General features: G+C 68.3%; 13 protein-coding genes. 6 read left to right on the plus strand and 7 right to left on the minus strand.

The features are described from left to right. Positions 1-308: 308 nt before the first annotated feature. Entirely contained in the window at positions 309-1,004 is a 696-nt protein-coding gene (locus R5W23_RS23365) for an IS630 family transposase (RefSeq protein WP_320688412.1), read from the plus strand. 145 nt (positions 1,005-1,149) lie between these two features. Here R5W23_RS23365 and R5W23_RS23370 read toward each other — a convergent pair whose 3' ends face one another. Further along, on the minus strand, positions 1,150-2,043 hold the full coding sequence (locus tag R5W23_RS23370; protein WP_320688387.1) for a beta-propeller domain-containing protein: 894 nt from the start codon (positions 2,041-2,043) through the stop codon (positions 1,150-1,152). A 216-nt stretch (positions 2,044-2,259) separates the two neighbouring features. On the opposite strand from R5W23_RS23370, the gene R5W23_RS23375 reads away from it, so the two are divergent. Both R5W23_RS23375 and R5W23_RS23380 read left to right on the plus strand, forming a co-directional pair. Then, positions 2,260-3,585, plus strand: coding sequence for a hypothetical protein (locus R5W23_RS23375; RefSeq protein WP_320688389.1), 1,326 nt, complete (start codon positions 2,260-2,262; stop codon positions 3,583-3,585). Positions 3,586-3,657: 72 nt separating this feature from the next. Further along, entirely contained in the window at positions 3,658-4,221 is a 564-nt protein-coding gene (locus R5W23_RS23380) for a DUF6939 family protein (protein WP_320688390.1), read from the plus strand. A gap of 133 nt (positions 4,222-4,354) precedes the next feature. Here R5W23_RS23380 and R5W23_RS23385 read toward each other — a convergent pair whose 3' ends face one another. From R5W23_RS23385 to R5W23_RS23405, 5 genes are all read right to left on the minus strand, one after another. Then, on the minus strand, positions 4,355-5,518 hold the full coding sequence (locus R5W23_RS23385) for a hypothetical protein (protein WP_261188378.1): 1,164 nt from the start codon (positions 5,516-5,518) through the stop codon (positions 4,355-4,357). A gap of 472 nt (positions 5,519-5,990) precedes the next feature. Next, positions 5,991-9,119, minus strand: a complete 3,129-nt coding sequence (locus R5W23_RS23390) for an efflux RND transporter permease subunit (RefSeq protein ID WP_320688391.1) — start codon at positions 9,117-9,119, stop codon at positions 5,991-5,993. Next, the gene (locus R5W23_RS23395) at positions 9,116-10,243 is read right to left on the minus strand and encodes an efflux RND transporter periplasmic adaptor subunit (protein ID WP_320688392.1); all 1,128 of its coding nucleotides are present in this window, start codon (positions 10,241-10,243) and stop codon (positions 9,116-9,118) included. The genes R5W23_RS23390 and R5W23_RS23395 overlap by 4 nt, the downstream gene beginning before the upstream one ends. A gap of 435 nt (positions 10,244-10,678) precedes the next feature. Beyond that, positions 10,679-11,137, minus strand: a complete 459-nt coding sequence (locus tag R5W23_RS23400) for a MarR family winged helix-turn-helix transcriptional regulator (protein ID WP_320688393.1) — start codon at positions 11,135-11,137, stop codon at positions 10,679-10,681. Between the two features lie 304 nt (positions 11,138-11,441). Beyond that, entirely contained in the window at positions 11,442-13,085 is a 1,644-nt protein-coding gene (locus R5W23_RS23405; protein WP_320688394.1) for a TROVE domain-containing protein, read from the minus strand. Positions 13,086-13,565: 480 nt separating this feature from the next. On the opposite strand from R5W23_RS23405, the gene R5W23_RS23410 reads away from it, so the two are divergent. Continuing rightward, the gene (locus R5W23_RS23410; protein ID WP_320688395.1) at positions 13,566-15,164 is read left to right on the plus strand and encodes a sigma-54 interaction domain-containing protein; all 1,599 of its coding nucleotides are present in this window, start codon (positions 13,566-13,568) and stop codon (positions 15,162-15,164) included. Between the two features lie 82 nt (positions 15,165-15,246). On the opposite strand, the gene R5W23_RS23415 is transcribed toward R5W23_RS23410, so the two are convergent. Then, positions 15,247-17,331: a transglutaminase domain-containing protein gene (locus R5W23_RS23415; protein ID WP_320688396.1), complete on the minus strand. Its 2,085-nt coding sequence runs from the start codon at positions 17,329-17,331 to the stop codon at positions 15,247-15,249. Between the two features lie 131 nt (positions 17,332-17,462). Between R5W23_RS23415 and R5W23_RS23420 the strand changes: the two genes are divergently transcribed. Together R5W23_RS23420 and R5W23_RS23425 are read left to right on the plus strand one after the other, a co-directional pair. Next, positions 17,463-18,644, plus strand: a complete 1,182-nt coding sequence (locus R5W23_RS23420) for a tetratricopeptide repeat protein (protein WP_320688397.1) — start codon at positions 17,463-17,465, stop codon at positions 18,642-18,644. 159 nt (positions 18,645-18,803) lie between these two features. Beyond that, the gene (locus R5W23_RS23425) at positions 18,804-20,567 is read left to right on the plus strand and encodes a CRTAC1 family protein (protein ID WP_320688398.1); all 1,764 of its coding nucleotides are present in this window, start codon (positions 18,804-18,806) and stop codon (positions 20,565-20,567) included. Positions 20,568-20,747: the final 180 nt, after the last annotated feature.

Genomic DNA, 20,747 nt, shown 5'->3' on the forward strand with positions numbered 1-20,747 from the left:
TTTTTTGCACCTACACTTCACCCACCACTTCCGATCGCCCCTCCCTGGCCACTGAATAAGTTCCGACCACCGGCCGCTGCCGGTGCCGCGCCAATACCGACATTATGACGGGCGCGAAAGATGTTCATGAATACCGGGTACGACACCAGTGCCAACGAGTATTAATTCGTTGAGCATCCGAGGCTTTCGTGATTGTGAGGTCCGAAAAACGCCATTTTTAACAGCAGGGCCGCGTGAACCCCCTGGAAATCCAGGCAAAGAGAATACGCGTTGGCCCTGGCGACCTGATCGGCTAGGCGTGCGGCGTGGTGTTGGCGGTACGGACCGTGAGCGCGTACCTGCGGCGCTGGGGGTATACGGCCAAGAAGCCGGTCCGTCACGCCAAGAAGCCAGATCCGGAGGAGGTGCGGCACTGGCTCGAGCACACGTACCCGGCCCTCCAGAAGCGAGCGAAACAGGCGCGTGCGGAGACCCACGAGTGCGACGAGACCGGGGTCGTTGCCGACCACTGTTCGGGATATGGGTATGCCAAAAGGGGCCAACGCGCGACGATGGATGTGCCGGATCTGCACCTCGGCGTCAACATGGTGTCATCGATCACCAACGCGGGGACGCTGCGGCTCACGATGTACCCGGGGACCATGACGGGCGAACGATTCATCGTGTTCTTGGGGCGCCTGCTGCGGACCACGACGGGCAAAATTATCCTGATCGTAGACCGCTTGAAGGTGCATCAGAACGCTGTGGCGCCGGAATGGGTGGCGGCCCATTCGGACCGGTTGGAGGTGGTCGCGTTGCCCCGCCGGGCGCCGGAACGGAACCCGGACGAGTACCTCAACAACGACGTGAAGAGAGCCGTGGCGGAGGACGGGCTGCCGGACTCCAAGCCGGCGTTGCGAGACAAGCTCCATCACGTCATGCGGAAAGTCGGCCACCTGCCAAAGCACGTCGTCAGCTACTTCCTCCAGCCATGTGTTCTCTATGCCGATGTGGAGTCTACTTGATCATTAAGTATCTTTCATGCCGCCGTAATATCGCGATGGCCGCCGAACTTGTCGGCCACGGGGTGATAATGATCGCTGTCGCGCGACACGAACTGGGCATCTTCCCGCGGGCGGAACCCACCTCAACGGGACCGTGACCAATGACTTACCGTAGCGGGTTCTTTTCGGGCTTTCCGTTCGCGCCCAGAATCTGGAAGTGGTGGATGCCGACCTTCCGGGCGTCGGTGTAGGTCCACACCACCTTTTTGTCGCGTGTCAGCTCGAACAGCTTGGTCTGGTTCGAGGTCGTTCGGTAACTGGTCAGCACCGTGTTCCCGTTCTCGAGCCGCTGAACCCCGCACGCGTCGCTGATGAGCTTTGTCGGCAGGTCGTCGTTGGTCACCCGCCACACCTCCTTACCGTCCTTGTTCACCTCGATCACGAGGTCGCCGTGCGTGCAGCCGATAAGCGTGTTCCCGTCGGCGAGCCGGATCGCGGTGAAGGGCATGTGTGGCGTCTTCACCTCCCACACGATTTTGCCCTTGGGGTCGTACTCGCGGACCACGCGGTCCAGCAGTTGCGGCACGAGATAGTTGCCGCTCGCGAGTTTCCGTGTCATCCGCGTTTGCAGGTGGTGGTCCTTCGTCTGTGCCTGAATCGCGACCTCGGTGACAACCTTGCCGTCGCGGTCGACTTCGAGGACGCGCGGCTTGTCCCCGGCCTCGGTGAGCAGCACCGTTCCGCCGTCCAGCGGTTGGACCGTGTTAACTTCCGATTGGGTGCCCTTGAACTCGAACAGCGTTTTGCCGTCCCGGTTCACTTCGACCACCGCGCCGCCGGGGTACGTTTTGCTCTTCGAGAGCGCGAGCAGGACGTTCCCGTTGTCCAGCACCCAGCCGTCGCGCGTGGCGTGCGGGTACTTCCAGACGGTCTTGCCGGATTCGTCGGTGATGAACGTTTCCCCGCCGGTGGCGAGGAAGCCGTGCTTGATGGAATCTGCGGCCAGAGCGGTTGAGCCGAGCAGGGCGGCCCAGAGGGCCAGCGGAACCGAGCGGAACATGCGTGTTCTCGGACAAGGTGGTGGGAGCGGTGCCGGATTGTCGCGATTGTGCTCGTCGGTAGCAACGGAATACTGCGGGACCCTGGCCCGTGCCGCCGTTCCAACTCGATGCCCGCCGGGCCTTTCATTCCGATTGTGAGCCCGGAACGACTGAGCTAGGATTGCGGGCCGCGGTGGCGTGGGTACGGGCGGTTCGGTTGCTGGAAGGGGGTTGGAGTGGGCGAACTCGTGAGCCGGTTGTTGCGCGGCTGCGGGCCGGCGCTGCTCGTCGTGGCGGTTGGCGCGCTCGGGCTCGCAAAGGCCGACAGTTACTATGGCACGCTGCTCCGCGGGTTCGACGCCCAGTTTTACTACGCCGCCGCGCGTTCGGCGGTGGTCTCCGGTGACTGGGACGTGACCGATGATTTGCCGCTCGGGCCGGCACAAGGGCCGTTCCGGACCGACGTCGGCGCTCCCCGGCGTGCGGACGGCGGCATCAAGAACGTGTTCCCGGTCGGGCTGTCTCTGCTGGAGGGGGCGCTCCTACGACCGGCCCGCGTGCTGACCACAATTGCTGGGAGCACTAGTGGGCCGGCGGGTTACACGCGCCTGGAGGTCGGTTTCGTCGCGCTCGGCTTGCTGTTCGTAGCCGGCATCGGTGTGCAGATCACGTTTTCTCTGGTTCGTACCACGAGCACGACATCGGTTGCGGCTGTTGCGACGATCGCAGCCTGGCTCGGCACCCCGCTGCTGTACTACACCGCGTGGTTTCCGTTCAGCGTCCACCCGACCGCGTTCTGCATCATGGCGCTGCTGTTGCTGCTCGCCGACCGGATACCGCACGCGCGGCGGTCGAACGTCGCGGTGTTCGTGTTCGCGGTGCTGGCGTCGGCGCTCTACCTGACTCGGCCGCACCAGTCGCCCTACGTGCTGTTGCTCGTGGCGTGGCGCGGGGCGCCGCTCCTGCGCCGGGGCTGGCGCGCGTGGGGGCCGGGTGCGGGTGCCGGTCTCGTGGTCGGTGTCGCGGCCATCGTGTTCCAGGCACAGGTTCACGCGGTAAACGTCGGGACGCCCGCGCTGATCGCTCACGGCACCCACGATCATCCCATGATTAGTGGGCATTTCGTGAGTGCGCCGGACGTGTCTGCGGTGCTGGTGTCCCCGGCGCGCGGGCTGTTCTGGGTGACGCCGGTCGTGTTGCTCGCGCTGGTCGGTTACGTGTGGCGATGGCGGGATGTGCCGTGGTGGGGCTGGGCGAGTTTGGTCAACGCCGCACTGCAAACGACGATTTTGGCGTTCTGGAGCGATCCGGGGCAGGGTGATTCGTTCGGCGTCCGGTTATGGGTGGAACACGTGCCAGTTGTGGCGTGCGGGTTGGCGGTATTGGTGGGTGGAGCGTTCGCGTGGGGACGGACCGCACGCGCCGTGCTGGTGGCGGTGCTGCTCGCGTGCGTGAGTTGGACGCTGTTACTGTGCGCGTGCTACATCGCCGGCCGGCTCCGAACGGACCAGACCCACGGGGAGGTCGTGTCGCAGGCCGTCTCGCTGGTGTTGCGCCGCTGAACGCGCTCCTCCCGACATCGCACTGGCGCCGCGCGGCGGTATCCTCGTTCGTTTGTCCGAACGGAGGGGGTCATGCCCGTCGTCGTTGAGAGCCGCCGCAAAAAGGCCGAAACAGTCGCGCAACAATGGCCCGGAGCGACCGTCGCGGACGTGACCTCGAAAGGACCAGAACCGTGGGTGCGGTTCAGTCCCTTCTTTCCTCACGGCGGTATCCCGATTCCGAACACGCCTCACGAAACCGCTTCATCGGTCGAAGGGCTCTGGCAAGGTCTGAAGGTCTTTGAGAAGGAAGACATCGACCCGAAGAAGTTGGCGATCAAGGACATGCGGAACATCAAACGCGCCGGGGCGAGTCGCGGTGCGGTCCGCGGGCACCGGTTCGGCGTGGGGAGCGGAACGCTTCTTGGCTACCGGGAGGCCCGGTTCCGCATCTACCTCCCGGCGTACGCGTGGGTTCTGGAGCGTTGCCTCGCGCGCGAAATCGAACGGCTTCGAGAGGTTGCGAGGGCCGGGACGGTCGTGCTGCTCGATTACGAAACGAACACCGATGTCGAGGACCTTTCACGCCCGCTGTCGCACGCCGCGCTGGTGCGGCATTTTCTGGAAGAGACGTGGCCCGAACAGCCCACGAACTGATGCTCGCTTCGGGGCGACCGGTGTGCCCGGGCTCGTTCGGCTCGAACAGCAAACTAGTAACCCGAGGGGCGCTGGGCGGACACGAGTGTGCGCCCAACGCCCCCTGTGAGGTGCTGTTGCACCCACCGCCGGCTTACGCGGCCCGCGATTCGGCGTGGGCCAGCCACCCCCGGACCCGCTCCAGTTCTTCCGCCCAGCCGGGGGACAGGCGCACCGTCAGGAAGTGGGCGTACAACAGGTCCAGCGTTTCGACTAGTTCGCGCACCTGCGTCGCCCGCTCGTCCAACTTGGCCCGTGCCTCGGTTACGTCTTCGGGGAGGTCGGGCATCTTGCACGAACCCACCGCTAGCGTCTCGGCGTGCAGCGTCAGCTCGTACTGCAAGCCGTGCCGGACCATCGTTAGCCCCATCTTCCGGGGCAGCTTCCCGGCCTGCACGGCGCGGCGGGCCTCGGGCAACCGGGTCGGCCCGTCGCTGGCGATGGTCTCGCTCCCGGTGACGCCGCGCGGGCACTCCAGGGTGAGCGTCCGCGCGGGCATCAAGGTGATGTCGCTCCCGTCCGCCGCGGTCACCGTATCGGTCTCCCGGTCCGTCAGGAACCAGAGCCACAGGAGGTATTCGTTGCCCAGAAAGTCGGCCGCCCCGCCGCCCGGGACCCAGGCCACCTCGCCCTCGTTCCCGGGCACGAACTCCGACGGCATTTCCGCCGCACCGGTGAGCCCCAGGGCGCTCGCGGCCCGTTCGGCCTGGCGGCCGGCGGTGAGCGGTTCGAGCGGGAGCCCGAAGGTGCGCTCGAACAGGTCCGAGAGCCGGTCCGCGTGGGTGGCCGAAGTGGCCCCGAACAGCACCTCGTTGGCCGCCCGGTCCCACAGCACCGGGGTGCACTTGCGTCGCTTGAACCGCCCGTCTTTGGCTTCCGCCTCCAGGCGGTTCCGCGCGCCTTCCTTGGCCTCGCGCTTCTGCCGGGCCGACGCGAAGCCGCTCGGGTTCTCTTTCGCGAGTGCGGCGAGGTCGGTCTCGTAGTACGCTTTGAGCAGGTCGCCCGGGAGCCGATCGGTGTCCACTCGCAGGTCGAAGTGGAGCGTGTCGTTGATGACGTTCTTGGCCAGATCGAACTCAGTGTCTAGTACCGACTTGCCGGCCGCCCACCCGGTCTCGATGCCGTCCGCGGCGGCGAGCGCCTGCCGCCCTGCGGCGTGCTCCCGGAGCCGGTCCAGATGTTCGTCGTCGAAGAACCGCGGGGCCGGGCCGCCGACCGCGAACCGAAGGAACGTAACCCGCCCGGTGAAGAAGCCCATGTCGGTGCCCCCGTTCGTAGTGCGAACACGAGTGTCGCGTAAGGTATTCCACTGTGCGGCGGCCCAGAGTGAAGGCCGGGGGCGGGTGGTTCCGTGGCCGCCGGGCGTCTCCCCTCGCTCCGGCCGGTACGACCCGACGTGCCGGAACGTACCGGTGCCGACATTGCCGACCGTGCCGGTAAGGCACGTGCTGCCGCTCGAATCGGTCCGATGTGTTTGATCTGTACTTCCCGCGAAGTGGTGGTGACGAAGAACGCGACCCGCCCGCTGGGCTCGTCCACCCGTATCACCCGGATCGCTCCACCGGCCGGGTGTTACGCACTGTCGCCCACCACCCGCGACGCCAGCCACCCGTGCGCCCACCGCCATCGCCAGCCTGGTCGCGAACGGGGCCGGTCTGCCGCCCGCACCGCTCTCAGGTTCGCCTTCCGGATGGACCGCCGGGCCAACAGGGATAGAGCCACGACCCCTATCAAGAGCCGGGAGCCGTACCGGACCGCGCGAGGGTCGGCGGTGCCGCGGTGTGTTCGCCGCTTGACGACGGTAACGGTCCGGTCGGGCGCTTCACCCGGAACAGCAGGACGTACAGGGCCGGCAGGTTGCCGAGTGTGAGGAACGTGGCGACCGACAGGCCGCCCATGATAGCCACCGCCAGCGGCCCCCAGAACACGCTCCGGGTGAGCGGGATCATGGCCAGGATCGCGGTCGCCGCCGTCAGCACCACCGGGCGGGCACGCCGCACCGCCGACTCGATCACCGCGTCCCACAGCGACATCCCGTGCGCCACGTCGTGTTCAATCTGGTCGATCAGGATCACCGAGTTCCGCATGTCCATGCCGGCCAGGGCGATCACTCCCAGGAGAGCGTTGAACCCGAACGGCGCGTGGAACAGAAGCAGTGCTGACACCGCGCCGATCAGCCCCAGCGGCGAGATCACGAACACCAGGAAGAGCTTTTTGAAGCTCTGCACCTGGACCATCAGGAGCGTCAGCATCACCGCGATCATCACCGGGAACACGGCGAACAGCGCCTCGTTCGCCTTCTGGCTCTCTTCCACCGCCCCGCCGGTGTCGATCCGGTAGCCTGGCGGGAGCCCCTCCTTGAGCGCCCGGAGTTGGGTCAGAATCGCGGCGGTCACGTCCGGCGCCTGAACGCCGTCGGCCACGTCCGCCCGCACCGTCAGCACCGTCTCCCGGTCGCGCCGCCACAGGATCGGCTCCTCCTGCTCGTGGGCCGCCGTGGCGACCTGCGAAAGCGGCACCGCGCTACCGGCCGGGGTGATGATCGTCAGGTCGGGCAGCGCGTCGAGCTTCAACCGCTCCTCCGGCACCGCCCGCGCCACCACGTCGATCAGTTCGATGCCCTCGCGGTACTGCGACACGGGCGCGCCCGTGAGGAGCGTCTGAAGGGTTGCGGATACGTCCTGCGGGGTGAGCCCCAGCGCCCGCGCCCGGTCTTGATCCACCCGGAGCCGTACCACCTTCGACGGCTCGTCCCATTCGAGCTGGGCGTCCCGCGCGTGCGGGTTCTGGCGCACCACGTCGCGGACCCGGTGCGCGATCTCGCGGACCCGTGCCGGGTCCGGGCCGACCACCCGGAACTGTACCGGGAACCCGACCGGCGGGCCGAACTCCAGCCGCACCACCCGCACCCGCGGCAGCGCGAACGTGTCGTCCGCCGCGACCCGCTCCAGGAGGCGGGTGCGAAGCCGCTCGCGCGCCGCCGGGTCCTTCGTCTGGATCACGAACTTGGCGAAACTCGGGTCCGGCAGGTCCGGGTTCAGCGCCAGATAGAACCGCGGCGGCCCGGCCCCGACGTATGCGGTAAAGTGGTCGATGTCCGGATCGCCGGCCAGCACCTGCTCCATCTTCACCACCTCGGCCTCGGTGGCGGTGAACGACGACCCGCCCGGGAGCCGGAACTCGACCATCAGTTCCGCCCGGGACGACTGCGGGAAGAACTGCTTGGGCACGAACGTCATCCCGTACCCCGCAGTCACGAACAGCGCGGCCGTCACCGCAACAACAAGCCGCGGGTGACGCACGCAGGCCGTCACGGCCCGCCGCAGGATCCGGTACATCCGGGTGTGGTACGGGTCGTGGTGCGCGCGCCCCGCGTAGTCCGGGAGCAGCCGCACGCCGAGGTACGGGGTGAACACGACCGCCACGAGCCACGAGGCGACGAGCGCGATCCCCACCACCCAGAAGATGCCGCCGGCGTACTCCCCGGCCGCGGACCTGGCGAACCCGACCGGCAGGAACCCGACCACCGTGACCAGCGTGCCGGTGAGCATCGGGAACGCGGTGTTGCTCCACGCGAACGTGGCCGCCGACACCCGGTCGTGCCCCTCCTCCATCTTCACCACCATCATCTCGACTGCGATGATGGCGTCGTCCACGAGCAGCCCCAGCGCCAGAATGAGCGCCCCCAGGCTGATCCGGTCCAGCGCCATTCCGACCGCGTTCATGACCACCAGCGCGCCGGCCAGAACCAGGGGCACGCTCAATGCCACCACCACCCCGCTCCGCCAGCCGAGCGACAGGAAGCTGACCACCAGGACGATGACCAGCGCCTCGACGAACGACCGGGTGAACTCGCCGACCGACTCCTCCACAACGTGCGGCTGGAACGCCACCCGCTCGACCGCCGCGCCCGCCGGCAGGTCGGCTCCAATGCCCGCCAGTTCCGTGTCCAGCGACCGCCCCAGGGTGAGCACGTTACCCCCGGCCCGCATCGCGACCGCCACCTCCACGGCCGGCTTCCCGTTGTGCCGCACGGTGAACGTCGGCGGGTCCTCGTACCCGCGGCGCACCTCCGCAATGTCCCCCAGGCGAAAAACCTTGCCGCCCGCGTAAACCGGCACCGCCTGCACCTTCTCGACCGCAGCGAACGGCCCCTCCACCCGAACGTACACCCGGTCCGTCGGGGTCTCCACGCTCCCCGCCGGGGCGACCGCGTTCTGCCGCCGGAGGCTGTCGAACACCTGCTGCGGCGGAACACCGAGGGTGGCGAGCTTCTTGTGCGAGAACTCGACGAACACCTTCTCCGGGCGCTCGCCGACAAGCACCACCTTGGACACGTCCTTCACCCGCAGGAGCCGGCGGCGCGCGTCCTCGGCGAGCCGCTTCAGCTCGGCCGGGGTATAGTCGGCCCCGGTGAAGGCGTACACCGCCACGTACACGTCCCCGTACTCGTCGTCCAGGAACGGCCCCACCACGCCCTCGGGGAACGTGTGCCGGATGTCCCCGACCTTCTTCCGCACCTGATACCAGATGTCGGGCACGGCCTTCGGCGGGGTGTCGTTGCGGAGCTGCACGGTGACCACCGCCCGGCCGGGCAGCGAGTAGGTGCGGAGGTAGTCCAGGTATGGCGTCTCTTGGAGCTTCTCCTCGATCTTGTCGGCCACCTGGCGCTGCACCTCGTCGCTGGTCGCCCCCGGCCACGCGGCGGTGACGACCATCGTCTTGATGGTGAACGACGGGTCCTCGGCCCGGCCCATGCCCAGGTAGGCGTACAGCCCGGCCGCGCCGGCCGCGAGGATCAGGTACAGAACGACCGCCGGGTGCTGAACCGCCCAGCGGGACAGGTTGAACGCGCTCACGGGTTCCCCGCTTCCCAGGGCCGCACGGTCAGCCCCACATCGAGCTTTTGCACCCCGGCGGTGACGACCAGTTGCCCCGGTTTCACCCCGCCGGACAGCACCACCGTTTCGTGCCGGTACTCCCGAACCTCAACCGGCGTGAGTGCGAGCGCGCCGGTCGCGCGATCCACGACCCAGACCGCCGGCCGGTCGTCGGTTCGTAACAGCGAGGAAAGCGGCAGCACATATCCGGGGGCCGCGTCGCCCGGGGCGAGGTGAACGGTCGCCGTCATGCCGAGCGCGATTTGCGGCCCGGTCCCGTCGATGGTGAATCGCGCCTGATACGTTCGGGTGACCGGGTCCGCGATCGGCGACAGCTCGCGGAGCGTGGCCGGGTACGGCTGGCCCGGAGCGGCCCAGAGGGTGATCGTGGCCCGCGCGGTCCGTGCGGCATTCACCCGGTTCTCGGGCAAGCTCACCACCGCTTCCCGCTCACCGTCCCGGGCGAACCGGGCGACGACCTGCCCCTCGGCCACCACCTGTCCGGTCTCGGCCGGGAGCGCGGTCACCACGCCGTCCGAATCGGCGGTCAGTTCGCAGTACGCCAGGCGGTTACGAGCGAGGGTGAGCAGTTCCTTCGCCCGGTCGCGCCGGCCCCCGGTCCCGTACAGCGCCGAGCGCCCCTTATCGAGGTCCGACGAACTGCCGGCGCCGATGTTGTGAGTGCGCTGGAGCCGGTCGTACTCCGCGGTCGCCTGAACCACCTCGGCCTCGGCCGCCACCAGATCCGCCTCCGCCGCCTTCAGCGCGAGCCGGTAGTCCGTCGGGTCGAGCCGGAACAGAACGGTTCCGGCCGCGACCCGCTGCCCGACCTCGACGTGCCGCGCGACGATCTTGGCCCCCACCCGGAAGGCGAGGTCGGTTTCGTACCGCGCGCGGACCACTCCGGTGTAGGTCTGGCCGCTACCGTCCAACCCGGCCCGCACCTCTGTCACCCGCACCACACGCGACTCGGGAGCGGTCACCGGTGGCGGAACCGGCGCCTCGGTCGGAGATTTACCCCCGGCCGTGTGCGCGACGCCGGCCCCGACGCCCGCGAGCGCCAGGGTGCCGGCCACCGCGAGAAAGCGAATTCGATTGCTCATGCGCCGCGCCCTCCACATGAGTCCGCCCCGGCGGGGCGAACTGTAGCAAGTTGCATATGCAACTTCATGCCGGTAAAGTACCTGCACGTACCTGCCACCTTACATGGATTGTGCGCGAAGTTAGTGAGTGGCACAGGGCTCCCGCCCTGTGCTACGCCCGCCGGCCCCTCCGGGGCGGAGTACTGTCAAACGGGAGAGACGCACCGGTTACATTTGCACCCCGGAGGGGTCGCCGAACGTAGCACAGGGCGGGAACCCGGACAGGGCGCTACAGTTGTGGTCGGCGAACCCGAGGCGGGGCACCGCGCGCCGGGTTGGGTACGCAATCGAGATCGCACGCACCCGGCGTTTCATAGTTGATGGTCGGGCAAATCGTGCCGTCTCGGATGGTCAGGGCGCCCGCAGCCAACGCGCACACAATCCGACCCGGCGCGATCACTCGGAAGCAGCGCTCCCGCTGTTCGCTTGCCGGATCTTGCCCACCGCCGCGAACAGCCCTTGCGCGAGTTCCGGGCCGATCAACTCGTGAACACGCTTCTGGGCCTCTTCCCAGGCGGGCATCAATTTCTCGATCAGCGCTCGCCCGGCGGGCGTGACCTCCAGGTCTTGCGCGCGCCCCTCAGCGGGCGTGGAACGAACCCACCCTCGGTCGAGCAACCGGTCGAGGTCGCGGCTGAGGGTCGATTTGTCGAGCTGCAACACCCGGCACACGTCCGCGGCCCGAACCGGTCCCTGGTCCGCAATAACGACCATGACGTTCATCTGACTGATCCGCACGCCGTGCGGGCGAAACGCGTCGTCGTAGATCCCGGTGATGACCCGGTTGAGAATGCGGAACCGGCCGGCCAAGCACTCGGCCGCGACCCGGTTCGCAGGGTTTGGAACTTGTGACATGTTAAAATTGTATATGCAACACCAAGAGTCCAGTCAATGCCATGCTGCGAAACTGAGTATGGTCGTCTTCCGGTTCCGGAACCTAACTATAAGGATGGCGGAATGGATGGCGGGTCGCGACTTCGTTCCGGCCCACACGGGATTCGTGTTTACGAAAACAAATGATGACATGATCGACATAGTTAATTTGATGAAGATCGGTCGATTTAAAACGCTGTTTATTATGTGGATCATGCGAATCCTGTCAAAATATTCTTGGCTCAGCCATCGAGTGTTGATGCTATCCGTCCTCGCCTCGGCGGCCTCATCCGTTGCCGGTATTACAGACGGCGAACTGGGCGAGCAGTTGCGGCACCGCGGTATCGAACCCGACCACGTCGAGCATTCCGGCGTCGTCCGGATCGGCGATTGAGAACTCGTTCGCCACCATCCCCATGACCACCAGCTTCGCCGGGATGCCGGTCTTCTCTCGGTACTGACGCAGCGCCTGCGCCGGGTGCATGTCCCCGTGCCACGTCTCGCTATCCGTGTAGACCACGAACACGTCCACCGCCAGTTTCCGCTCCAGCGCGTACTGCATCGGTAGGGCACAGTCCGTCGGCCCCATCGGCAAGGCCGCCACCATTCGGGTAACCGCATCCAGCCGCTGCCCCGACCGGATCGCGAGCGGTTCCACTCCAGGTCCGAACGTTCCGTCCCCGCGACCGGTGAAGCCGACGATCTTGTGGGTGGGTTCGGTCCCGGCCGTTACCAGCGCCATTGCCGCCGACGCCTCACGGGCAGACAGATTCGGCACACCGGCCACCGAGCAGCACCCCATGCTGCCGGACACATCCAGGGCCAGGAGCCACCGCTTGTTGGTCGGTTCGACGTGAGCAAACGCGGCGTAGAAGGCGGCGTCGAGGGCGTCCGACACGGCCGGCACCGGGGCCCACCTGCCCGCCCCGCGCGCCCCCTGACCGGCGGCGTACGTGCGCAGCGCGGTGAGCAGCGACACCGGGTGAAGCCGGGAGCGCCGGAGCCGCTCCGAATCGCCCAGCGCCTCGACCGCCCGGCCCGCGGCCTCACTGCCGGCGCTCAACAAACCGATCCGGGTCATCGTCGCCAGGTTTCGCACCAAGGCTCCGAGCGGCATCCGTTCCAGCAGCGCGTCCCACACCGCAGCTTTCGATAGCCACCGCGTCGGCACGCACTCGCGAACGAGTCCGTAATCGCGCACGAGTCGAACGACCTCGTCAACCGTCGTTGCACGGTTCACGGCCTCGACAGCAACCAAGAGAGCAAGTGGATCGGTCGGGGCAACCACATCGACAGGCGGCAGTTCACCTCGACCGACGGCCCACCGGGCGACATCGTTCGCCGTACCGGTCAACTTCACGTGACACAACCGGAGCAGATCGCGGTGCGACCACCCGCCCCGGCACTGGTACTTGGCGAGTTGGTACGCCAGTTCTTGCGGCTCTTTCCCCGCGTACCACGCCGCGACCGCGCGTTTGAGCCCGCGCCCCCACCCTCGAAACCCCTCGACCGCCTGAACGAACGCGAACAGGTGGGTGCCGATGCGGCACACCCGCGGAACGGCCGCCAGAGCGGCGGTCCGGGTGGCGATGTCACCCATCGCGGCGGCCAAGGCCAGAGCGAAGATCGCCGGGTCGTTCTTCGGGGCGCGGCCGGCCTCGCTCACCTCGGCAATCCGGGCCACCGCCCGGGGACCGTCGGCGGCGACACACCGGCGCACCGCCTCGGCGTTCCGGACCGTTAATTTGCGCGCGGTCGCGTAGTAGCTGCCGCCCTCGCTGCCGAGGATCAGGAAGCGGTCCAGTTGGGTCCAGTCGTCAACGGCGAAGGCGTACCCGCCGGCGCTGTTACAAATCTGGTTGCTGCTGGGGATCGGCTCGGATTGAGGGGTAGAGCGAAGCGAATAGTGTTGGGTGTAGGAGGTGATCAACGGGCGTCCTTATTGGGCGTGAACGGCTTGATCGGAACGGAACACCGGGTCAGAACCTGGCGGGCGGCGGTGGGGCTGGGCGTTAGCCCCACCGCCCGTTCGGTTGCGGGGGATGAGCCCGCCGCGCCGGCGGCAAAGACCGGCTTCATCATCGGCTCCAAAAGTCCGCGGTGAAGTTGATAACCTTCGCCACCGGCTCGCCGGCGTTACCCACACCGGCCGAACAAAGAGTTGGGGAAGGTGTCATTCACTAACGCACGTGCGGTGCCAAAGTCCGTTTTGCTCGACCGATGTCGCTCCACGCAGACCGCGTTCGCTCACGATTTTCGCGCACAAGTTCTTTGCGAATCTGCAACTTCGGTCGATCACTCGGACGGCCCCAGAGTCCCCAAAATTCTCCCGGCAAGCCGATCGCGTTGGCCACGATGCGGATGCCGTGTACAAACGAATTTGTCATCCCGTCCAATCCCGTGGTGATCGATGCCCACGCGCCGCATTCTCGTGTCGTGGATCGGGTACGCCGACTTCCGGGCGCTCGCCGCCACGCTCCCACCCGACCAGGCCACCGAGGTGCTCCGCGGGCTGAACCCGCCGACGCCGTTAACCGGACAGGCCGGGCCGCTCAAAACGCTGATCGATCGCGAACGGTTCGATGAGGTCCACCTGCTCACCAGCCACACCGGCCCGCGGAACCGGCTGTACACCGAATGGGTCGGCGGGAGCCCGGTGCTCCACCGGCTCACGGTCAAGAACCCGACCGACTACGTAGAAGTGTTCCGGTTGATGGACGACGCGCTGGCCGGGATCGTGGGGCTCCCCCGTTCGCCTGACGAAGAGCTGTGCCTCCACCTCAGCCCGGGCACCCCGACCATGACCGCCGTTTGGGTGCTGCTGGGCAAGAGCAAGTACCAACCGGCCACCTTCTACCAAACCCACGACGGCAAGGCGTGGGTGACCACCGTCCCGTTCGACCTGATGGTGGACTACGTGCCGACCGTGCTGCGGGACGCCGACGCCCGGCTCCAGGCGCTCGCCGCGGACGGTCCGCAGGACGTGGCCGGGTTCGAGGCGGTGGCCGGCGACGGCCCCGCCGTCCGGCTGGCGGTCGGACGCGCGCGCCGGGCGGCCCGGCGCGACGTGTCGGTGCTGCTGCTCGGTGAGAGCGGGACCGGTAAGGAACTGTTCGCCCGGGCGATCCACGCGGCCAGCCCGCGCCGCGAGCGCCCGTTCGTCGCCATCAACTGCGCGGCCGTGTCGCGGGAGCTGTTGGAGAGCGAGCTGTTCGGGCACAAGAAAGGGGCGTTCACCGGCGCCGACCGGGACCGGGACGGGGCGTTCACGGTGGCCGACGGGGGAACGCTGTTCCTGGACGAGGTCGGGGAGTGCGACCCGGCGATGCAGGCCAAACTGCTGCGGATACTTCAACCGCCGGCGGACGGCTCGCCGTGCCTGCGGGCGTTCAGCCGGGTGGGCGACACCCGGCCGCTCTCCAGCGACGTGCGGGTGGTCGCCGCTACCAACCGCGACCTGCTCGGGGGCGTGGCGGCCCACCAGTTCCGGGAAGACCTGTACTACCGGCTGGCGGTGCTAACGGTCAAGCTGCCGCCCCTGCGAGAGCGGCGGGGCGACATCCCGGCGATCGCCGGGCGGCTGCTCGAGCGGCTCAACCGAGAGTTCGCCCGCCAGGAGCCGGGCTACCGGCCCAAGCGGCTGTCGGCGTCGGCGCTACGGTTCGCGACCGCCCACCCGTGGCCGGGAAACGTGCGCCAGTTGCAGAACACGCTGACCCAGGCGGCCGTGCTGACGGACGGCGAGGTGATCGAACAACAGGACATTGAAGACACGGTCGCCGAGGTACCGGGGGCCGGGGCCGCTTCCCCCGACCTGCTGTCGCTACCGCTGGGGAACGGGTTCAGCCTTACCCGGCACCTGGAGGAGATCCAGCGCCACTACTTGCGCCGGGCGATGGCGGAGGCGGACGGCGTCCAGCGGCGGGCCGCCGTGCTGCTGGGGTACAAGAACTACCAGACGCTCGCCGCCCAACTCGACCGCTTGAACATCGAGTCCCCTAACCAGTGATGGCCGGTTCGCGCGAGCCGTTCTGCCCAGGGCGATCGAGGTTGTGCGTCACTCACGACGTTCTCCGCCACGGCGAAGGCGACTACTTTCCACCGCCGAGCGTTACTTCCACCTCGGCGTCGAACACCAGCCCCGGGTCGCCGCGGCCCGCGAGGGTCTTCACCAGTGTGCCTACGGTCCGGGGCGCGATCCCGGTGAACAGCGCCTTGCCACCCTGCTTCACCTCCACGGGCTTGTCGAGGTCGGCGGTCCGGTCGTCGAACCGGACGATGAGCTTCGACACCTTCTCCGCGGTCGCGATCTCGACCGTCTGGCCGGCGCGCGTCGCGACCACGAGCGAATCACCCTTCGCCTCGCTCTTCGGCACCGCGAGCCAGTACGAGCGGTCGTGCGGCGCCCCGGTCTGCTTCCACACCACCTTCTCGGGCACCGGGTTGCGGGTGAACTTCGCCATCCACGGCAGCGCCACCTTGTCTTCGAGGCTCATCCAGTGGGGCTTGCCCTCGTGGATCTTCACGAAGTGCTCGTACCCCTTCGGGTCGTCCTTTTGGAGCTTGTCGAGCTGTTCGCCGTACTCCTTGCCGACCTTGTTGCGGTTGTACGCCGAGTCGTTTCCGCCCACCTGGAGCGCGAACGGCACGTTCCGCAGCGACAGCAGCGACACGCCGTTGGGGTGCCCGGCCATCATCGCCGCGCCGGCCCAGTGGTCCGCCATCCGCGGGGCGAGCTGGTACACCCCGTCGCCGCCGGCCGAGTACCCCAGCACGTACACGCGGTTCGGGTTCACGTCCTCGAGCACGATCAGGTCCTCGATGAGCCGGGCGAACATGCGGTCGATGTGCGCTTCGTGCCAGAGGTTCCAGGTGTTCGTCGGCGCGCGGGGGGCGAGGTAAATGCCCTCTTCCACCGTGTACAGCTTCTTCTGGTTCTCCCACTGCCCGTCGTTCACCTGCTTCGGAGCGTTGCCCCCGCCGTGCATCGAGATCCACAGGCTCCGCCCGTCCTTCGGCTTGGCCCCGAACGTCTTGTACGAGAACGGCATCTCGAGCTTGTCGTCCTTGATGACCCGGTCCTTGATCTCGGCCGCGCGGTCCGCCTTGATGATCGCGGCGTGCGCGTCCCACAGCAGTCGGCGGGCGGTCGCGGCGTCGGCCTTCGTCAGCGGGATTTTCGCGAAGGGCTTGTTGGCGAGGTCCGCGAGCGCCGCCGGCTTGGCCTCAAGCGCCGCCCGGAGTTCCTTCAGAGCCGATTCCGATTTGGCGGTCTCGGCCTTCGCGTCCGGCGCGGCCTTCCGCGCGTAGTGGTCGGTCACGTTCTCGCCCGGCACGCCGTGGTTCCGCGGCGCCCACACCAGCGGGAAGTGCTGCGACGACTTCTTGAAGCTCGCGGCGTAGATCGCGTGCTCGGGCACGTCCTTCTTGGCCTGCGCCGCGGCGCCGACGAACCACCCGCGGTCCAGCCCGGCCGGGTCCGGCTCGCAGGCGCCGGTGAAGTGCCAGCCCTTGTCCCAGATCTCGACCCAGGTGTGGTTCCCGCGCTTGTCCACCCACAGCGGCGTGCCGACCAGCCGGGCCGGGATGCCCACGGACCGGCACGCGTCGCTCAGCACGATCGACAGCCCCGTGCAGGACGCCTTCCCCTGCTCGATGGACTCCTTCGGGCTCTGGTTCGCGGCCCGCCGCTGCGTCGAGTACCCGAGCTTCAGCTTTTTAAACAGTTCCGCGTTGAGCGCCTGCACCGCCTCGGTGGGCGTCTTGCAGTCCTTCACCATCGGCATGCACAGCTCGTAGAACTCTTTGCGCCACGCGTCGCGCTTCTCGTCCACGTTCGCGTAGGGGAGCACGTCGTTGAGGAACAGCTCCTCGGGAACGTCCTTGCCCCACCGCGTCTCGTTGCGGGCCTTGTACGCCAGGTCCACGTTCGTCAGCAAGAACTCGGCCTTCAGCGCGGCGCGGTCGGCGTCCGGCATGTTGGCGATCAGGAACGCCATGCCCTTGCGCTGCTCGGGGGGAACGGCGCGCAGCGCCTGCTCCAGCTCCTTGCGGTTGTCCTTCGCGCCCGTGAGCGCGGACTCCACCTCGGCGTCCCACCACGGGGCGGGGGCGGCGGCGCGCAGGGCGCTCGCGGCGAACAGTACGACGGCAACGAAGGCGAAACGGCTCGGCACGACGGGTTCCCCTCAAAAAGTGGTGCGGGCGGCTCTCGCGGCGGGGCCATTCTAATCGGAACGCCGATCCGAACAAACACGTTCGCCGGGCCGGCCGCTACAATAGCGGCTCACCGACCCGGAACGCGCCGATGGCACTGCGCAAATCGATCACCGGCGGCCCGCCCGCCGTACCGGCCGCGCCGGCGAGCCGCAAACGGTGGGCGGCGCGCGTCGCGGTCGCCCTTGCCTTCGGCGCCGCGGCGTGGGGCGCGTGGGCCGCGCTCGCGCCGGACCCGCTCCGCGACGCCCGCGCGGCGCTCGACCGGCGCGACTTCCGCACCGCCTCGGACATTCTCATCAAGCGCCTCACCGGCCGTCCCGACGACCCGGACGCTCGGCTCCTCGCGGCCCGGGCCGCCCGGCGCGAGGGCGATTTCGCCGTCGCCCGCGAACACCTCCGCAAGTTCGAGCAGGCGCACCCGCCCACCGCGGCCTACGAGTTCGAGTCCGACCTGCTCGCGGCGTACACGGGAAGTGCGGCGCACGCGGACAAGTTGTTCGCCGCGTCCACCGCCGCCCCCGACGGCCCCGACGCGCCGTGGGCGTTAGAGGCCTTCATTGAAGGCACGCTGAAGAGCCGGGTTCCGTACTCCGGGGCGCAGTTCGACCCGGAGCGCGACGACCCGGCGCTCGTCACCAAGTTGCACACCGCCGCCGAGCAGTGGCTCGCGCGCCGCGCGGGCCGCCCCGATCAGGTTCAGGGGCTCACCTGGCAGGGGCGCATTTACGGCTACGCGGGCGAGCTCGACAAGAGCCTCGCCAAGTACCGCGCGGCGCTCGCTCTCGACCCCGACCATTTCGAAGCCCGGTACCACCTCGCGGTCGCCCTGGTGCAGTCCGCGCCGGACGAGTGCCTCAAACACTTCGATGTCCTGATCCAACAGAAGCCCGGTAACCGGTTCCTGCGGTTCCTCGTGGCGACTACTCGGCGGCGGTTCGGGCAGTTCGAGGGCGCGCGCCGAACCCTCGACGCGATGCTCGCGACCGACCCGAACGACATCGCGGCGCTGGTCGAACTCGCCCAACTGGACCTGGACGAGCACAGGCCCGCGGCGGCCGAGCCGCTCCTCCAGCGGGCGCTGCGGGTCGGCCCGAACGTGCCCGAGGCGCACCTCGCCATGAGTCGGTGCCTCCAGCTCAGCGGCCGGCCGGACGAGGCCCAGCGCGCCCGCAAGCGGTTCGAGGACCTGGAAGCCGAGCGAACCGCGCGCGGCCGGCGCCGCGGCGCCGAGCCGCCGCCGGGGATCGCCGCCCCCGGCCCGTTGCAGTAGGATCCCGACCCTGCGCCCCGGAGCACACACCCGCCCGGGGCTCAACCGCGTCAGCGGCGGTTACCCGCGCCGGCCGTTCGAGCGGGTCGGGGGCCGGAGCCACTCGGCGGCGCCGAAGGGGCGGCCCGAACGACAGCCCTCACGCTCAGGACGCGAACCATGTACGCCCCCACCCCCGTTCTTCGCTTCGTGGCGCTCGCGGGCGCGGTCGCTGTGGCCTTTGTCCTCGGCGCGTGCGGCCCGCGGGCGCAAGAAAGTAGACCCGCGGCCGAGCCCACGCCGGCCGAAGAGCCGCAGTACAACGGCCCGGCGTGGTTCAAGGACGTGACCGCCGCCGCCGGCATCCGCGCGACGTGTCGCAACGGCGAAGAGGCCGACCAGTTCACCATCCTCGAATCGCTCGGCGCCGGGGCCGCCGTGTTCGATTACGACCGCGACGGCCGCCCCGACATCTTCATCGTCGGCGGCGGGTACTTCGACGGCCCGACGAAAACCGACCTCAAGGGGCACCCGTGCAAGCTGTACCGCAACCTCGGGAACTTCACGTTCGAGGACGCGACCGCCGCGGCCGGTCTGGAACTGCCGTGGTGGTACACGCACGGTGCGGCCGTCGCGGACTACGACCGCGACGGGTTCCCGGACCTCGTCGTAACCGGGTACGGGCGCATCGAACTGTTCCACAACGAGCCCGATGGTAAAGGCGGCCGCAAGTTCACGCCGGTGGGCGAACGGCTCGGGCTGCGCGACTCGTCGTGGAGCACCAGCGCGGGCTGGGGTGACATCGACGGCGACGGGTTCCCGGACCTGTACGTGTGCCGGTACGTGGACTGGTCGTTCGCGAACAACCCGCCCTGTCCCGGCCAGATCCCCGGCGTCCCGCGCGACGTGTGCGCGCCCCAGAAGTTCAAGCCGCTCGTCCACGCGCTGTTCAAGAACGAGAAGGGGCAACGGTTCCGCGACGCCGCGGCCGAACACGGCTTCACGGCCACGGGGTGCGGACTCGGGGTGGTGCTCGCGGACCTCAACGGCGACGGAACGCCGGACGTGTACGTCGCCAACGACGCGTCGAACAACTTTCTGTTCTTCAACCGGGGCGGGAAGCTAGAGGAGAAGGGCGGGCCGTCCGGAACGGCGGTGGACGACACCGGGCGGTACAACGGCAGCATGGGCGCCGACGTCGCCGACTACGACCACACGGGGCGCGCGTCGATCTGGGTCACGAACTACCAGGGCGAGTTGCACGCGCTGTACCACAACCTCGGCGGGGAAGTGTTCGACCACCGCTCGCGGGCGCTGGGGGTGGCGAAAGTCGGGCTGCACCGGGTGGGTTTCGGCACTGCGTTCGTGGATTTCGACCACGACGGCTCTGAGGACGTGGTCCTGGTCAACGGGCACGTCATCCGCCGGCCGGCCGGGAGCGCGCTCAAGCAGTCACCGGTCCTGTTCCAGAACGCCGAGAGCGAGGGCCGGCGCTGGTTCCGCGACATCAGCGAGCGGGGCGGCGCGTACTTCCGCACCCCGGCGGTCGCGCGCGGGCTCGCGGTCGGCGACCTCGACGGCGACGGCAAGCCCGACCTCGTGGTCACGCACACCAACGGTCCGGTCGCGGTGCTCCGGAACGAAGCCCCCACGACCGGACCGTGGCTCGGGGTCCGGCTGGTAGGCCGGGACAACCGCGACATCGTCGGTTCCACGGTGACGGTCGAGTTCGAGAACCGGAAGCTGACGCGGTTCGTGAAGGGCGGCGGCAGCTACCTGTCGGCCCACGACCCGCGCGTGCATTTCGGGCTGGGCACGTTGGGACCGGTCAAGCGCGTGACGGTGCGCTGGTCCTGGGGGGGCACGCAGTCGTGGGAAGCGGTCGAGCCGGGCGCGTACTGGGAGCTCACCGAGGGCCAACCGGCAGCCAAGCGACTCAACTGATACCGATCCGCGTGCGGCGGTAAAGCCCGGCGAACCGTGGGGCCGCCGCAAACGCTACAAAACGCCCCGGCCTCACACCGGGGCCGGTGTCACCCCGCGGCGCGCGGCCGGTTTCGACCCCTCATTCCTTCTGCGGCAGTGGGTCTTACGCGCACGCGCGGATTACTGCGAGCACACGGC

The organism is Gemmata algarum (genome assembly GCF_034097035.1).
Taxonomy (GTDB): Bacteria; Planctomycetota; Planctomycetia; order Gemmatales; family Gemmataceae; genus Gemmata; species Gemmata algarum.

Excerpts from the sequence above, each read along its gene's own strand:
- R5W23_RS23370 (WP_320688387.1), bottom strand. The coding sequence starts at position 2,043 with ATGTTCCGCTCGGTTCCGCTGGCCCTCTGGGCCGCCCTGCTCGGCTCA.
- R5W23_RS23380 (WP_320688390.1), top strand. The coding sequence starts at position 3,658 with ATGCCCGTCGTCGTTGAGAGCCGCCGCAAAAAGGCCGAAACAGTCGCG.
- R5W23_RS23385 (WP_261188378.1), bottom strand. The coding sequence starts at position 5,518 with ATGGGCTTCTTCACCGGGCGGGTTACGTTCCTTCGGTTCGCGGTCGGC.
- R5W23_RS23395 (WP_320688392.1), bottom strand. The coding sequence starts at position 10,243 with ATGAGCAATCGAATTCGCTTTCTCGCGGTGGCCGGCACCCTGGCGCTC.
- R5W23_RS23400 (WP_320688393.1), bottom strand. The coding sequence starts at position 11,137 with ATGTCACAAGTTCCAAACCCTGCGAACCGGGTCGCGGCCGAGTGCTTG.
- R5W23_RS23410 (WP_320688395.1), top strand. The coding sequence starts at position 13,566 with ATGCCCACGCGCCGCATTCTCGTGTCGTGGATCGGGTACGCCGACTTC.
- R5W23_RS23420 (WP_320688397.1), top strand. The coding sequence starts at position 17,463 with ATGGCACTGCGCAAATCGATCACCGGCGGCCCGCCCGCCGTACCGGCC.
- R5W23_RS23425 (WP_320688398.1), top strand. The coding sequence starts at position 18,804 with ATGTACGCCCCCACCCCCGTTCTTCGCTTCGTGGCGCTCGCGGGCGCG.